The following is a 14,933-nucleotide window of genomic DNA, read 5'->3' as shown; positions in this document are numbered from 1 at the left end:
TGCCCGGGTCTCGCAATATCCACCAATCCGTTGAGAGGGAGCTCATGACCGATCTTTTCGACACCACTGCGCGCAGGGGTTTGCGCAGTGTCGCGCTGGCGCTCGCCCTGGCGGGCAGCCTGGGGCTGGCCTGGGGGCAGGCTCCGGCCAGCGACGCGCCGCAGTACATACCCCGCATGAGCGTGGACTCGCGCGTCCAGCCGCAGGACACGCCCCGGGAGTTCCTGGCTTCGCGCAGCCAGGCTGCAGCCACCGAGGTCACGCCGCTGCGCGTGGAGCTGGGCGCATGGAAGGAATACCGCGCCGCATCGGCACCGGCAGCAGGTGGCGCAATGCAGGTGGGCGCCCAGCGGCTGAGTGAGCAAACGGCCACGGTGGACGCATTGGCATCGCAACTGCAATGGAGCACCACCGCCTCCGGCGCACGTGTGGCGGCCGTCAGCGTGCGCTCGGAAGGCGCCTATGGCATACGCCTGGGCGTGGAAATGAACCAGTTGCCCGGCAACGCGCTGCTGCGCGTCTATGCGCAGCAAGACCGCGCAGGCGCCTACGAGATCGCCGGCCAGCGCATTCTGCAGGTTCTGCAGGCCAACCTGGACGCGGGCGACACAGGTAACGACGGCCGCACCTGGTGGACTCCCGACACGGGCGGCGACGAGGTGACGCTGGAGATCGAACTGCCCCCGGGCGTCCCGGCCGACACGCTGCGCATCGCCATCCCGCGTGTGATGCATGTGCATGAGAACCTCTCGCTGCCGCTGGAAGGCGAGATGCAGTTCTCGGCACAGCTCAACGAATCCCTGCCCTGCCAACTGGATTCCACCTGCTACGACGCATACAGCTCGCAACGCAACGCCGTGGCCCGCATGCTCTACATCAAGGACGGGATGGGCTATGTCTGCTCGGGCACCCTGCTCAACGACACGGCAAGCTCCGGCACCCCCTACTTCGTCACGGCCAACCATTGCATCAGCAGCCAGACCGTGGCTTCCACGCTGGAAACCTCGTGGTTCTATCGCACGCCCTCGTGCAACAGCCGCACGCTGTCATCTGGGAACAAGGTTCTGCGCAACGGCGCAACCTTGCTCTACGCAACGGCAACCTATGACGGCGCCCTGATGCGCCTCAACGACACGCCTCCCGCTGGCGCGGTCTTCTCCGGCTGGACCACGCAGACGCTGACGAGCGGTGCCAGCGTCGTGGGCATACACCATCCACGTGGCGACCTGCAAAAGATCAGCTTCGGCACGGCCTATGGCTCGGTCGCATGCGAGCCGTCGAGTGAAGGCACGATGCGTTGCTCCAACGACAGCAAGGGCAACGGCGGCTTCAACCTTGTGATCTGGGACCAGGGGCTGACGCAGCCGGGCAGCAGTGGCTCGGGCCTGTTCCTGCAGGGACGGCTGGCGGGCACGCTCTATGGGGGTGACGACCAAACCTGCTCTGCATCTGGCGGCACCTCGATCTACGGACGCTTCGACCTGCTGTACCCCGCCCTCCAGAAATGGCTGGCAGCCAGTGCGACCACGGCGCGCAGCCCTGTATACCGCTTCTACAACGCGCTCACGGGCGCCCACTTCTACACAGGCAGTGTTGCCGAGCGCGACTACGTGATCGCCAAGCTCCCGGAGTTTCAATACGAGAACGTGGCTTTCTATGCCTCTGCCCAGCCCCAGCAAGGCCTGAGCCCGGTCTTTCGCTTCTACAACCAGGATTCGGGAGCGCACTACTACACCATCAGTGAAAGCGTTCGCGACTACGTCCACCAGACCTTTGCCCGTTTCATCTACGAAGGCCCGACCTGGTATGCACAAAAGAATGCCGTCGCAGGCAGCGTGCCCGTCTACCAGTTCTACAACATGGATTCGGATGCTCACTTCTACACGGCCAGCGCCATCGAACGCGACTATGTGATTGCCACATTTGCCCGCTTCCGTAATGAAGGCATCGCCTACTACGTCTGGCCATCGCAATAAGCCCAACACTGGCTGGCCCGGCGCACTGCACCGCAGTGCCTCCCCAAGAAGAAGGCCCCGCAGTGCGGGGCCTTCTTCTTGGGGCAACAGCCATCACCCCACCAGCACCAGCCCCGGCGGCAGGCTGTCTCCAAAGCTGCGCTTCGCGTCCTGCTCATCCATCCGCTGCACCTGCTCGACCAGGGCCATCCAGCGCTGCGGCGCACCTGCCGCGCGCAGGCGCTCCAGCACAACAGAGCGCTGCGCATCGGACAGGTCCAGCGTACGGTCGCCCGTCATGCGGGCCATCTGCACGGCGGCGAACATGGCGGTTTCGTTGCGGCGCCAGTCCTGGGCCAGGGTGGCGTCCAGGAACTCCTGCGCAGCCTCGGGCGGCATGACGCGGTGGGCATTGGCGGCCAGCGGCATGCGCGCGGCCAGGCGGCCTATGGCCCACCAGGTCTGCACGGATTCGCCAGGGTGCTTCAGCCGCTGCAGCATCCACCGGCCCATTTCCTGGCGGTACTGCCAGGGTACGGCCTCCATGGCGGCGAACAGGCGCAGCATGTCGTCGTAGCTGCCATGGGCGGACTTGCCCTGGCTGCGCTGCGTGGCCTGCTGCACCGCCTTTTGCATGTGGCCGGCAACCTCTTCCAGCAGCTCCATCTGCCGGGCCTCGTCCAGGCCCGCGGCCACGCGGCGCCAGAAGACCCACCATTCGGTGCGGTTGGCCGCCTCGCCGCCATGGCCCAGGCCCTGGCCATGCAGTTGCCAGACCTGCTGCATGCGCCAGCCGTCCAGCTCGGCGCCCACGCCGGGGCGCAGGCACCAGCCTGCCAGGTTCAGCCAGACGCGCTCGTGCTCGGCCGTGCGGCGGCGGCGCCTGGCGCGGGCCAGCAAGGCGTCGAACAGTGCGCGCAGCAGCGGCAGATCCCAGTCCTCGCGCGGGCCCAGCCGTCGCTCCAGCGACTGGCGCAGCTGGCGGACCTCCTTGGCCGTCACCTCCTGGGCCTGGCTGCCGAAGATGCGCTCGATCAGGGCCACGGCGTCGGCCAGCCGGTCCTTCCGGGCAGAAAGTTCGCCGGTGTCCTGCGCATCTGCGGCCAGCGCACCGCGCACGCTGAACGGCAGCAGCCACTGGCGCTGCGCATCGTCGGCGGCCACGCAGCGCACCTCCAGCGTGCCGACCTCGGACATGCAGGCCTGCAGTTGCACTTCCACCTGGGCCTTGTCCCGGCCCTCGGGCGCAGGCAGCACGGTGGACAGGGAGGGCAGCTCGACCCAGCCCTCGCCGTCGAGCGCCGCGATGCGGCCGGCCTGCGCAGGCGCCGCCGCCTGGCTGTTGGCCACCAGCGAAAAGCGCACGGCCTGGCCCAGGCGCAGCGCAAAGCGCCGGCCGGAGAGCACGATGCGCACGCCCTCCTCCGTGCCGCGCGGCAGCAGGCAGATGCCCTGTGGTGCGGCACCCGCCTTCTCGGGCAGGACCAGCCAGTAGCTGCGCGGCGAGCCACCGCCGATGCGCGGTACCAGCGCTGGCGCAGCCGCTGGCGCGGATGGGGAGTCTGGCGATCCGGGCAGGTCCGCAGGCGGCCGGCTGTGCAGGTGCATGGCCAGGCCATGCGCCGCCGCACCGCGCGCCACGGCCCAGTCGGGATGCGGGTTGTGCAGCAGGCGCAGCGGCTGGCCGCGCCAGGCCTGCAGTTGCGCCAGCAGCCGCTCGGCCAGCGCATGGGCGTGGAAGACGCCGCCATTGAGCAGGACCGCATCGGGCAGTTCCCCTGCCGCGTGCTGCGCCAGGAACTGCGCCAGGTGCCGCGTGATCGCCGCATCGGCAGGATATGGGAGCCCCAGGCCGCGCAAAGCGCCCTGGCGCCGGGTGGGCAGATCCTGCAGGCCGACCAGCGGCATGAAGCCTTCGACCACGGCCTCGCGCACCTCGTCGCGGCGCAGCGTGGCCGTGCGCGTCTGCGCCAGCAGCTTCGATCCGCTGCCCAGCAGGGTCACGGCCACGGACTCGGGCGCATCGCTGGCCAGCAACTGTTCCTTGGCCGTGCGGCAGCGCTGCACCAGTTGGGCGAACCGTGCGGCGGGCAGGCGCTCGCCGGGCGGGGCGAACTGCGGCTCCAGCCGATGGGCCAGCGCCAGGTCCATGTTGTCGCCGCCCAGCATCAGGTGCTCGCCCACGGCCGTGCGTGTCAGCACGGGCAGGCCTCCAGCTTCACCGGGCTGCACGCGGATCAGGGTCAGGTCGGTGGTGCCGCCGCCCACATCCACCACCAGCACCAGGCGGCTGTGCGCCAGCTCGGTCGCCAGATGCTCGCCCTGCAGCACCAGCCAGTCGTGGAAGGCGGCCTTGGGTTCCTCCAGCAATTGCACCGCAGGCAGGCAGGCCAGCTGCGCGGCCTCCAGCGTCAGTGCGCGCGCGCCTTCGTCGAACGAGGCCGGCACGGTCAGCACGACCAGCTGGTCCCGCAGCGGAGCGCCGGGGTGCGTGCGGTCCCAGGCCTGGCGCACATGGTCCAGGTAGCTGGCCGAGGCCTGCAGCGGAGACAGCCGGGCCACCTCTTCGGGCGCGCCCCAGGGCAGGATGGCCGCCGTGCGGTCCACGCCCGCATGCGACAGCCAGCTCTTGGCGCTGGCCACCAGGCGCGACGGTACGGCCGCGCCCAGGTCACGCGCCCAGCGGCCATTGACGGCGGGCGCTTGCGCATCGGCGCCCAGTGCCGCCCAGGGCTGCTGCCAGGCATCGCCCAGCTCGCCGGGCGCCGCCTGGTAGCGCGCCGAGGGCAGCAGCACCTGGGCCGCGACCTCGCTGGCCGAGACACGCTGCGCCACGGGCAGCAAGGCGATGTCGGCCGCCGTGCCGCCCACGGGCACATGCGCCACCACGGTGTGGCTGGTGCCCAGGTCTATGCCCACGACGTGGGCTGCGCCGGACGCGAGAGCGGCAGAGGCGGAAGGTTCGGAGGCGGCGGTATCAGGCATATCGGCAGTCATACAGGGCACGGTGCGCGGCCCGGACCGGGCCTGCCGCCGGGGCGGGCTACGCTACATCGGCCCGCACGTCGAACTCCACCTTCCAGCGTTCTTCGCCACCCACGGGCACGGCGTTGAGTTCCAGCGTGCCGATGTCGGTCACGCGCGCATGCAGGGTGACGGGCACGATCTCGCCGGGCGCACGGCCTTCGGCGGGCAGGTGGGCCTCGATCTCCTGCAGCTCGACCAGTTCCTCGGGACCCCAGAAGTCCAGCACGGTGCCGACCTGGTCGGCCCGGCGCACGGAGGAGCCGAAGAAGCGCAGGCGCACGGGCTCGCCCACGACCAGGCCGAATTCCTGCGTGTCCAGCGCCACCTCGGTGCCCTCTTCCATGCCGAAGGGCGCCAGGCACAGGGCCGAGATGGGCGGCTCCATGCCGGGGATGGCGGGCATGTTGCTTTCCACGCCCACGTAATAGCTCTGCGCCGTGCCGCCACGGATGCGCACGCCACGGCCCGCAGCCGCCACATGGCCGAAGTAGGCGGCGCCGCGTGCCACGGCCAGGTCCAGGTTGGCGCCATCCAGCAGGCGCGCGGGTTGCGCGCCCTCGCCGGCCAGCCAGCCGTTGACGACTTCCAGGATGCGCTGCTCGATCTGCGGCGCCTTGAGCACGCCGCCATTGAACAGGATGGCCGAGGGATGCAGGAAGGACGCGCCCTCGGGCTGCGTGCCCTTGAGGCCTTCGATCTGCTCGGTGGCGCCGGCCTGGCGCGAGAGGAAGGCCGCCAGGTGGCGCGTGACGGCCGCGTCCTGCGCATAGGGCAGGCCCAGCTGGGTCAGCGCGGCGCGCGCGCGGGTCTGGGGCTTGTCGGAGACGGCTGCGCGCGGGAAGAAACCTTCCACCAGCATCTGCAGCACCTCGTCACGCGTGACCTCGGTGCGGATGCTGCCGCCGATGAGCTTGCTGCCCCGGCTGGGCACGACCACGGGCACGGACTGCAGAGTGGCATCGGCCAGCAGTTGCTCCTTGGCCTGGCGGCAGCCATGGGCCAGGGCGCGGGTCTGCCAGGCGTCGAGCTGCCTGCCCTCCTGGGCCAGCTTGCGGGCCACGCCGTAGGCCAGGGCCAGGTCCATGTTGTCGCCGCCCAGCAGGATGTGCTCGCCCACGGCCACGCGCTGCAGTTCCAGGCCGCCGTCCTTTTCCAGCACGGCGATCAGCGACAGGTCGGTAGTGCCGCCGCCCACGTCCACGACGAGGATGATCTCGCCGCTTTGCACCTGCTTGCGCCACTGGCCGCCGCTGGCCTGGATCCAGCTGTACAGCGCAGCCTGGGGTTCCTCCAGCAGCGTGAGCTTCTGGAAGCCCGCGGCGCGGCAGGCCTCGGCCGTCAGCTCGCGCGCGGCCGGGTCGAACGAGGCGGGAATGGTCACCGTCACGTCCTGGGCATCGAACGGCGCCTCGGGATGGGCCTGCTCCCAGGCCCAGCGCAGGTGCGACAGGTAGCGGATGGAGGCGGTCAGCGGCGAGACGCGATGCACCTCCTCGGGCGCATCGGCCGGCAGCAGGGGCGAGCGGCGGTCCACGCCCGGATGGCACAGCCAGCTCTTGGCGCTGGAGACAAGCCGGATCGGCGTGGCCGCGCCGCGCGATCGCGCGAACTCGCCCACCACGAAGTCCTGGCTGGCGCCCCAGGGCAGGGCCATGTCGGCGGCTGTCAGCTCGCTTTCATGCGGCAGGTACAGGAAGGACGGCAGCAGCGGGCGTGCCTCCACGCTGGAGGGGCCGGTGAGCTGGGGAATGTCCAGCACGCCCTGCTCCACCTTCTCGCCATCGCTGGCCTGGCGGTCCACATAGGAGAGCGCGCAATGCGTGGTGCCCAGGTCGATGCCTATGCTGTAGCGCGCCTGGGAGGATTGACGGGACTGGTCCATGCTCACAGCTCCACCTCGGCCTGGGCCACGATGGCGGCAGCCTTGTGATCGGTGAGCTGGGGCAGGCGCACATCGTCCACGCGCCAGCCGCGGTGGCCCAGCGTGCCCGTGAAGGGTGCCTGGCCGACCACGTTGCCCGTCAGGCGCACGGCGGCGGCATCAAAGCCTGCGGCCAGCGTGACGCGGCTGCCTTCGGCCTCGGCACGCACGGGGGCGATGCTGAAATGCTCGCGCAGCACCTTGCGGCAGCCTTCGTGCACCACGCGCGCGGCGGCGCCGATCTCGGCGTCGGCGTAGCCGGCCACGTCTTCCTGCACGAAGTCCACGAAGCGGGCCTCGCGCTGCAGCAGGCCCAGCAGCTGCAGGGCGGCTGTGCCAGCGGGTGCGGCCGGCTCCACGATGGTCTTTTCGACGATCTTCTCTACCGGCACCTCGACGCGCTTTTCAACCACTTTCTCGACCACCTTCTCGACCGGCACCTCGACGCGGACCTCGACGATCCGGTCCACGGGCACCTCCACGCGCACCTCCTTGGGTGCGGGCGGCGACACGTCGGCGGCCAGCGGCTCGCCGTCGCGCAGGCGGGACACATCGGCGGCCAGGCGGCCGTTGCCGAGGATGGCGAAGAAACTGCCGATCGCGATGGCGATGCGGCTCAGGAACGAGGGGGGAGTCTTGGAATTCATGGGCTTCTCTTGGCGAGAGGACCCTGCCGGGCCGATCGCCGCGCAGCAGGGCAACCGGGCGCCGATGGTCCTCCACCGGGCGCCCGCAGGGTCCGTGATGTTACCCAAAGCAACGAAGCCCCGTCCTGTACACGGCCCCATGCCCCCGTGCGCAAATGGCCTCGCGGCATAATCGCGGCTGCTCCTGCCCCTGTCCATGGCCCATACACGCCTTTTCCGCCACGCCCCGACCCGCTGCACCGCCTTGCGCGCGCAGCGGCCCCAGCGCGTGCACGGTGTGCCCACGGCCTTCATCAGCCTGTGCGGCTTCACGGCCCTGCTTTCCGCCGCCGTGCGGAAAGCCTGAGGTCCACCCCCAGCTTCCCGCACGGCCCCCGCAGCGAATCCCGCATGCGAAGCGCATGCCAGGAGCTGCCGGCCCACGCCCCGCATCTCCCTGGCCTGCACGCCTTTTCGGCCGCGCCGCCGCATGGCGCAGCCGCCCTGACCCCGGAGCCGATGATGGACATGGAACTCTCCCAAAACTTTCTGCGCGCCAAAAGCCCCTGCGCGGCGGGCTTTCGCTGGTTCGTGCGCAACCGCCATGACGGCAACGACTACCAGCGCGTGCTCGATGCCCTGGTGGGCGATGGCCGCGTCGAGGACGCGCGCTGGCTCATGAACCAGTTCGGCCCCACCGACGCCGTGCTGGAGGTCGATCACCTGGAGGCCGATGCCCTGGTCTTCGCGGGCAGCGTCGTCGTGCATGGCGAGCTGCGCGTGCCCGGCCTGCTGGCCGTGGGCCGCACGCTGCAGGCCGGCGCCGGCATCCACGCGGGCCGCATCGAGGCCGGCCAGGACCTGCACAGCGGAGGCGCCATCTTCTGCAGCGGGCCGCTGCAGGCCGGTGGCCTGGTCAAGGCCGCCTGGAGCGTGGACGTGCACGAGGAACTGCGCGCCGAGGACGTGCGCGCGGGCTGGGAGCTGCGCTGCGGCGCCGACCTGCGCCTGGCCGGCGGCGCCCAGGCCGGCCAGGACATCGAGGTGCAGGGCGCCATCCGCTGCGGCAAGGGCCTGCGCGCGGGCGGCAGCATCCGCGCCAGCGGCCTGATCGAGCTGGGCCACGGCCTGTACGCCGGCGCCGACGTGGAAGGCGGCAGCCACATCGAGGTGGACTGGGGCATGCGTGCGCTGGGCGACATCCGTGCGGCCTGCAGCATCCGCGCGGGCGAGACCCTGCACGCCGAAGGCGAGATCGCGGCCGGCCCCGGCTACGGCATCTATGCGGGCATGAACGTGCAGCAGGATGCCTGGCCGTCCTGTGCCTGGGTGCATGCGGCGCAGCGGCCCCCAGCCCTGCTCAGCGGCTGGTGGGAAGAAGCAGCGGCACCGGCCTGATGCCCGCAGGGACACGCCGGCCTGCGCCCCCGCAGCGCAGCGCCGCGATGCAAAATACCCGCTTCGCCGCCGCCCGGGCGGCTCCAAGGAATCCCACATCGTGTTCACCGGCATCATCCAGGCCGTGGCAAGCATTGCCGCGCTGCGCGACCAGAACGGCCTGCGCACCTTCACCCTCGACTTTCCCGAAGGCTTCTGCCAGGACCTGGCCATCGGCGCCAGCGTCTCCACCGACGGCGTGTGCCTGACGGTGACCGAGATCCTCTCGCCCACGCGCGCCACCTTCGACGTGATGCTGCAAAGCCTGAACATCACCACGCTGGGCGGCTATGCCGTGGGCGGGCACGTCAATGTGGAGCGCGCGGCAAAAGATGGCGCCGAGATCGGCGGCCATCCGCTGTCGGGCCATGTGGACTTCACCTCGCCCGTGCTGGAAGTGGCCTCCAGCGACACCAACCACCGCATCCGCTTCGGCATTCCCGAGGGCTTTCGCCACTACGTGTTCGCCAAGGGCTACATCGCCATCAACGGCGCCAGCCTCACGGTGTCCGAGGTGGACCGCCAGGCGGGCTGGTTCGAGGTCTGGCTGATCCCCGAGACGCGCCGCATGACCGTGTTCGAGTCCAAGGGCGTGGGCGACCTGCTCAATGTGGAGATCGACCGCAGCACCCAGGTCGTGGTGGACACGGTGCGCGAGACCGTGCAGCAAAGCCTGGGCCGCCTGCAGCCCGTGCTCGAGGCCCTGCTGAAAGAAAAAGGCCTGAGCCTGGACGACTTCATCGACGTCCCCAAGCTGCCCGGCTAACTGCCTTCGTCGTTCAACGCCCTGCCGCCAGCGGCGGACTGAAACGCCGCAGGCGCAGCGCGTTGCTGAGCACGAAGACGCTGGACAGCGCCATGGCCCCGGCCGCGAACACGGGCGACAGCAGCGTGCCGTTGACGGGGTACAGCAGGCCGGCGGCCACGGGGATCAAGGCCACGTTGTAGGCAAAGGCCCAGAACAGGTTCTGGCGGATATTGGCCATGGTGGCCTTGGACAGCGCGATCGCATTGGGCACGCCGCCCAGGTCGCCCGACATCAGCACCACATCGGCCGCCTCGATGGCGATGTCCGTGCCCGTGCCTATGGCCAGGCCCACATCGGCCTCGGCCAGGGCCGGCGCGTCGTTGATGCCGTCGCCCACATAGGCCAGCGTGCCGTGCTCGGCCTTCAGGCGCTTGACGGCATCGACCTTGCCGCCGGGCAGCACCTCGGCCACCACCTCGTCGATACCCAGCTGGCGCGCGATGGCCTCGGCCGTGAGGCGGTTGTCGCCCGTGATCATGGCCACCTTCAGGCCCAGGGCATGCAGGGCGGCAATGGCGGCCGGCGTGCTGTCCTTGATCGGGTCTGCCACGGCGATCATGGCGGCCAGGCGGCCGTCCACGGCGGCATACAGCGGGGTCTTGCCTTCGTCGCCGAAACGCATGGCATCGGCGGCCAGGCCGTCGACGGACAGGCCCAGCTCGCGCATGAAGCGGTCGGCACCGATCTCCACGCGCACGCCCTCCACCTGGGCGCGCACGCCAAAGCCTGTCACCGATTCAAAGCGATCCACGGCACCCAGCGGCAGATCCTCGGCCTTGGCAGCATCCACGATGGCGCGCGCAATCGGGTGCTCGGAGCGGTCTTCCACGGCCGCCACCAGCGCCAGCACGCGGCTGCGCTCGCCCTCGAAGCCCGGGGCCAGCACCAGGTCGGTCAGCTCGGGGCGGCCGCGCGTCAGCGTGCCCGTCTTGTCCACGGCCACCACGCGGGCGTCCTTGAGGGTCTGCAGCGCCTCGCCCTTGCGCAGCAGCACGCCCATCTGCGCGGCCCGGCCCGTGCCGACCATGATGGAGGTGGGCGTGGCCAGGCCCATGGCGCAGGGGCAGGCGATGATGAGCACGGCCACGGCATTGACCAGCGCAAAGCTCAGCGCGGGCGACGGCCCCCAGGCCAGCCAGGCGCCGAAGGTGAGCAGGGCCACGGCCATCACGGCCGGCACGAACCACATGGTGACCTGGTCCACCAGCGCCTGTATGGGCAGCTTGGAGCCCTGGGCCTGCTCGACCATGCGGATGATCTGCGCCAGCAGCGTGTCCGCGCCCACCTTGGTGGCGCGAAAGGCCAGCGCGCCGTTCTGGTTCACCGTGCCGCCGACCAGTTCGGCACCTGCGGTTTTCTCGACCGGCACGGGCTCGCCGCTGATCATGGATTCATCGACGAAGCTGCTGCCCTCGATGACTTCGCCATCGACGGGAATGCGCTCGCCGGGCCGCACCTCGATGGTGTCGCCCGCACGCACGGCGGCGATCGCCACTTCCTGCACGCCGCCGTCCTTGCGCACGCGCGCCGTCTTGGCCTGCAGGCGCACCAGGCGGCGGATGGCCTCCGAGGTATTGCCCTTGGCGCGCGCCTCCATGAAGCGGCCCAGCAGGATCAGCGCCACGATCACGGCCGCCGCCTCGTAGTACACATTCACCGTGCCGGCAGGCAGCCACTGCGGCACGAAGGTGGCCACCAGCGAATAGGCAAACGCCGCCGAGGTGCCCACGGCCACCAGCGAATTCATGTCGGGCGCGCCGCGCAGCAGCGCGGGAATGCCCTTCTGGAAGAAGCGCAGGCCCGGCCCGAACAGCACGATGGCCGACAGCAGGCACTGCAGGTACCAGCTGTTCTGGGTGCCGATGGCCTGCCCCACCCAGTGGTGGAAGGCCGGCACCATGTGGCCGCCCATCTCCAGCACGAACACCGGCAGCGCGAACACCGTGGCCACGACCAGCGAGCGCTTGAGCGAGGCCCGCTCGCGCGCCTGGCGCTGCTCCGTGCCATCCTCGGCCGGCGACTGCGCGGCGGCGCCCTCACTGGCCGGGTTCGCGCTGGCGCCCAGCGGCCGCGCTTCGTAGCCTGCCTTCTGTACCGCGGCCACCAGGGCCGCCATGTCCACGCTGCCCGCCAGCGTCACCAGCGCACGTTCGGTGGCCAGGTTCACGCTGGCCGATTGCACGCCCTCCACCTTTTTCAGCGCGCGCTCCACGCGGCCCACGCAGGAGGCGCAGGTCATGCCCTCCACCTCCAGTTCCACGCTGGACTGGGGCACCTCGTAGCCGGCCTTCTCGATGGCTGCAATGGCGGCCGGCAGGTCGGCCGCGCCCTCGAAGCGGATGCTGGCCTTTTCGGTGGCCAGGTTGACCACGGCCTCCTGCACGCCCGGCAGCTTCTTGAGCGCGCGCTCCACACGCCCCACGCAGGAGGCGCAGGTCATGCCCTGAACGGGCAGGTCTATGGCCATGCCGGCCTTGGTCGATGCATTCATTGCCTGACTCCTTTGTTCTCGCATGCAGGCACTTTAGAGATTGCCACCATGTCAAGGTCAAGCCCCCTGCAAGGCGATTTCATCGCCGTGTCATCAGCCTTGCCCAGCATCGGCGGCCGTGACAAACCGATACAGAGAGAACCCGTTCATGTCCTTGACCTCCCATCGCCCCGCCCTGCGCCCGCTGGCCGTGGCCCTGGCTGCCTCCGCCCTGATCGCCGGTTGCGGCGGCTCCGGCAACGACACGCCCGCAGGCCAGCCGCTGGAGCTGCGCATTCTGCACATCAACGATCACCACTCCACGCTGGAGTCCAAGAGCAAGACCCTGCAGCTGGACGCCGGCACGGGCAAGGCCGAAGCCGTGGCCGTGGACGCCGCAGGCTTTGCGCGCGTGACCCAGGCCATCGAGGAGCTGGCCGCGCAGTCGCCCAACGTGCTCAAGCTGCACGCCGGCGACGCGCTCACCGGCACGCTGTACTTCAACCGTGCAGGCGCCGACGGCGAGGCCGATGCCGCACTCATGAACACCGTCTGCTTTGACGCCTTCACGCTGGGCAACCACGAGTTCGACAAGGGCGACAGCGGCCTCAAGTCCTTCCTGGACCGCCTGCGCACAGGCAGCTGCAAGACGCCCGTGCTCAGCGCCAACGTGCGCTTTGGCGCCAACTCGGCCCTGAACGCGGCCAAGGCGCCCGGCTATGTGAACCCCTCCACCGTGGTGGAGCGCGGCGGCCAGAAGATCGGCATCGTCGGCCTGACCATTGCGGGCAAGACCAAGGCATCGTCCAGCCCCGATGCCGACACCACCTTCGAGGACGAGGCCACGGCGGCCCAGCGCGAAATCGACGCGCTGCGCGCCAAGGGCATCAACAAGATCATCGTCATGAGCCATGTGGGCTATGAGTACGACCGCCAGATCGTGCCCAAGCTCAGCGGCGTGGACGTGGTCGTGGGCGGCGACTCGCACACCCTGCTCGGCCCCGACGTGCTCAACACCACGGGCGTGGGCACGCCCGGCGGCGCCTACCCCACGCGCCTGGCCGACAAGGACGGCAGCCCCGTCTGCGTGGTCCAGGCCTGGGAGTACGCCCAGGTCGTCGGCGACCTCAAGGTCCAGTTCGACGCCGACGGCCGCGTCACCCAGTGCACGGGCACGCCCCATGTGCTGATCGGCGACAGCTTCACCATCGCCGGCAAGGCCGTCACCGATGCGCAAAAGACCGCCCTCAAGGCCAGCGCCGCCGCCACCGGCGTGCTGCGCGTGACCACGCCCTCGGCCAAGGCCACGGCCGCGCTGCAGCCCTTCAAGGACAAGGTTGCCCAGTTCAACCTCAAGCAGGTCGCCACCGTGCCCCAGGAACTGTGCTCGCGCCGCGTGCCCGGCGGCGTCGGCACCATGAACTACAGCCAGTCCAGCGCCGCCTGCAATGCCGAAGGCAGCGTCAGCGTGCGCGGCGGCGACATCCAGCAGCTCGTGGCCCAGGCCTACCTGGAAGAAGCCAACCGCCACTACGGCGGTGCCGACATCACCCTGCAAAGCGGCGGCGGCGTGCGCATCCCGCTGCTGGGCCAGACCACGGCCGCCCAGGTCATCCAGGTCCTACCCTTCGGCAACAAGCTGTTCCGCCTGGACATCACCGGCACGGAAGTCAAGGGCATGCTCGAGGACGGCCTGCAGGCCGTCTACGGCCCCAGCGGCACGACCGGCCCCTACCCCTACACGGGCGGCCTGCGCTTTGACGTGAATGCGGCAGCGGCGGCCGGCCAGCGTGTGTCGGGCATCGAGGTGTATGACAACGCGAGCAAGACGTGGAAGCCGCTGGATACGGCGCGCACCTACAAGCTGTTCGTGCTGAGCTTCAATGCCACGGGTGGCGATGGCTACAAGACGCTGGCGGCCGTGCCTGATGCGCGCCGTCTGGACATTGGCGTGCTCGATTCCGATGTGTTCTTCAACTACATCGAGAGGCAGCCGGTGGATGCGGTGTCCGGCCTGCCGCTGCTGTCGCGGCTGCCGGTGGATCTGTACAGCACGCGTAGTTTTCAGGGTGGGCGCTGAGTCTTCCTGATGGGTTCAGGGATCTGTTTTGATCCCTGCCGGGGGGTTGTTTTTCGAGGCCGGGTCTCGGCCCGGCGGCCGACCTACCTTCTTTTGCTTCGCCAAAAGAACGTAGGCCAAGAAAAGGCGACCCGGATGTCCGCGACCCCTTCGCTTCGCTGCGGGGCAACCTGCGTCGTGGCGGTTGCGGGGTTCGCTGCGGAACTCGCTTTGCGCTTCGCGCGCCGCTCAGACAACCGCAGCGAGTCAGATCACGAAGCAGTCCTGTCCTTCGGCAGGACTGCAACCCCGCAACCACCACGCCGCAGGCGCTGACATACGGGGAGGTGGTGCGGGCCTTCGCTTCGCTCGGCCCCATTGAAAAAAACAGCCGAGCGTAGCGATGGCGCGTCGGCTGTTTTGCATTTTTGGCTGTTGGCTGTTGGCTGTTCCCCAGCCCCCCCATCCCGCCCAACGCAGGTCGCCCGCAGCGAAGCGAAGGGTCGTGGACAGTGCGGGGCGCGCTTCTTTGCCTACTTTCTTATGGCCGGCACTCCGGTCGCGCGATAAGAAAGTAGGTCGGCCGCCGGGCCGAAACCCGGCTCCTGCCCCCAGAGGCACGACAAAATC

Annotated in this window: 9 protein-coding genes; 5 read left to right on the top strand and 4 right to left on the bottom strand. The window is 69.6% G+C overall.

Annotated elements, in window-relative coordinates; genetic code table 11:
• The first annotated feature begins 44 nt into the window (after positions 1–44).
• Positions 45–1,976: a trypsin-like peptidase domain-containing protein gene (locus ACFPFG_RS23275; RefSeq protein ID WP_380108451.1), complete on the top strand. Its 1,932-nt coding sequence runs from the start codon at positions 45–47 to the stop codon at positions 1,974–1,976.
• Positions 1,977–2,069: 93 nt separating this feature from the next.
• Here ACFPFG_RS23275 and ACFPFG_RS23270 read toward each other — a convergent pair whose 3' ends face one another.
• From ACFPFG_RS23270 to ACFPFG_RS23260, 3 genes are read right to left on the bottom strand one after another with little or no spacing between them, the layout of a single operon-like run.
• Positions 2,070–4,940: an Hsp70 family protein gene (locus tag ACFPFG_RS23270; protein WP_380108449.1), complete on the bottom strand. Its 2,871-nt coding sequence runs from the start codon at positions 4,938–4,940 to the stop codon at positions 2,070–2,072.
• 58 nt (positions 4,941–4,998) lie between these two features.
• Positions 4,999–6,864: an Hsp70 family protein gene (locus ACFPFG_RS23265; RefSeq protein WP_380108447.1), complete on the bottom strand. Its 1,866-nt coding sequence runs from the start codon at positions 6,862–6,864 to the stop codon at positions 4,999–5,001.
• A 2-nt stretch (positions 6,865–6,866) separates the two neighbouring features.
• Complete coding sequence (locus ACFPFG_RS23260; RefSeq protein ID WP_380108445.1) at positions 6,867–7,550, bottom strand: DUF2760 domain-containing protein; 684 nt, start codon at positions 7,548–7,550, stop codon at positions 6,867–6,869.
• 196 nt (positions 7,551–7,746) lie between these two features.
• Here ACFPFG_RS23260 and ACFPFG_RS23255 point away from each other — a divergent pair, with 196 nt between their 5' ends.
• The 3 genes from ACFPFG_RS23255 (at position 7,747) to ACFPFG_RS23245 (ending at position 9,732) form a co-directional block, all read left to right on the top strand.
• The gene (locus tag ACFPFG_RS23255; RefSeq protein WP_013800628.1) at positions 7,747–7,896 is read left to right on the top strand and encodes a hypothetical protein; all 150 of its coding nucleotides are present in this window, start codon (positions 7,747–7,749) and stop codon (positions 7,894–7,896) included.
• A gap of 155 nt (positions 7,897–8,051) precedes the next feature.
• On the top strand, positions 8,052–8,927 hold the full coding sequence (locus ACFPFG_RS23250) for a hypothetical protein (protein ID WP_013800627.1): 876 nt from the start codon (positions 8,052–8,054) through the stop codon (positions 8,925–8,927).
• A gap of 100 nt (positions 8,928–9,027) precedes the next feature.
• The gene (locus tag ACFPFG_RS23245; protein WP_380108443.1) at positions 9,028–9,732 is read left to right on the top strand and encodes a riboflavin synthase subunit alpha; all 705 of its coding nucleotides are present in this window, start codon (positions 9,028–9,030) and stop codon (positions 9,730–9,732) included.
• Between the two features lie 13 nt (positions 9,733–9,745).
• Here the strand turns inward: ACFPFG_RS23245 and ACFPFG_RS23240 are convergent, their stop codons facing one another.
• Positions 9,746–12,265, bottom strand: a complete 2,520-nt coding sequence (locus ACFPFG_RS23240) for a heavy metal translocating P-type ATPase (protein WP_312374304.1) — start codon at positions 12,263–12,265, stop codon at positions 9,746–9,748.
• 148 nt (positions 12,266–12,413) lie between these two features.
• Here ACFPFG_RS23240 and ACFPFG_RS23235 point away from each other — a divergent pair, with 148 nt between their 5' ends.
• Complete coding sequence (locus tag ACFPFG_RS23235) at positions 12,414–14,324, top strand: bifunctional metallophosphatase/5'-nucleotidase (protein WP_312374307.1); 1,911 nt, start codon at positions 12,414–12,416, stop codon at positions 14,322–14,324.
• Positions 14,325–14,933 lie beyond the last annotated feature (609 nt).

Source organism: Delftia deserti, assembly GCF_042653485.1.
Classification (GTDB): Bacteria; Pseudomonadota; Gammaproteobacteria; order Burkholderiales; family Burkholderiaceae_C; genus Comamonas; species Comamonas acidovorans.
Note: the sequence above shows the minus strand (reverse complement) of the source record. Positions and strands in the feature narration are given on the sequence as shown.

Excerpts from the sequence above, each read along its gene's own strand:
- ACFPFG_RS23250 (WP_013800627.1), top strand. The coding sequence starts at position 8,052 with ATGGACATGGAACTCTCCCAAAACTTTCTGCGCGCCAAAAGCCCCTGC.
- ACFPFG_RS23255 (WP_013800628.1), top strand. The coding sequence starts at position 7,747 with ATGGCCCATACACGCCTTTTCCGCCACGCCCCGACCCGCTGCACCGCC.
- ACFPFG_RS23270 (WP_380108449.1), bottom strand. The coding sequence starts at position 4,940 with ATGCCTGATACCGCCGCCTCCGAACCTTCCGCCTCTGCCGCTCTCGCG.
- ACFPFG_RS23235 (WP_312374307.1), top strand. The coding sequence starts at position 12,414 with ATGTCCTTGACCTCCCATCGCCCCGCCCTGCGCCCGCTGGCCGTGGCC.
- ACFPFG_RS23275 (WP_380108451.1), top strand. The coding sequence starts at position 45 with ATGACCGATCTTTTCGACACCACTGCGCGCAGGGGTTTGCGCAGTGTC.
- ACFPFG_RS23240 (WP_312374304.1), bottom strand. The coding sequence starts at position 12,265 with ATGAATGCATCGACCAAGGCCGGCATGGCCATAGACCTGCCCGTTCAG.
- ACFPFG_RS23260 (WP_380108445.1), bottom strand. The coding sequence starts at position 7,550 with ATGAATTCCAAGACTCCCCCCTCGTTCCTGAGCCGCATCGCCATCGCG.
- ACFPFG_RS23265 (WP_380108447.1), bottom strand. The coding sequence starts at position 6,864 with ATGGACCAGTCCCGTCAATCCTCCCAGGCGCGCTACAGCATAGGCATC.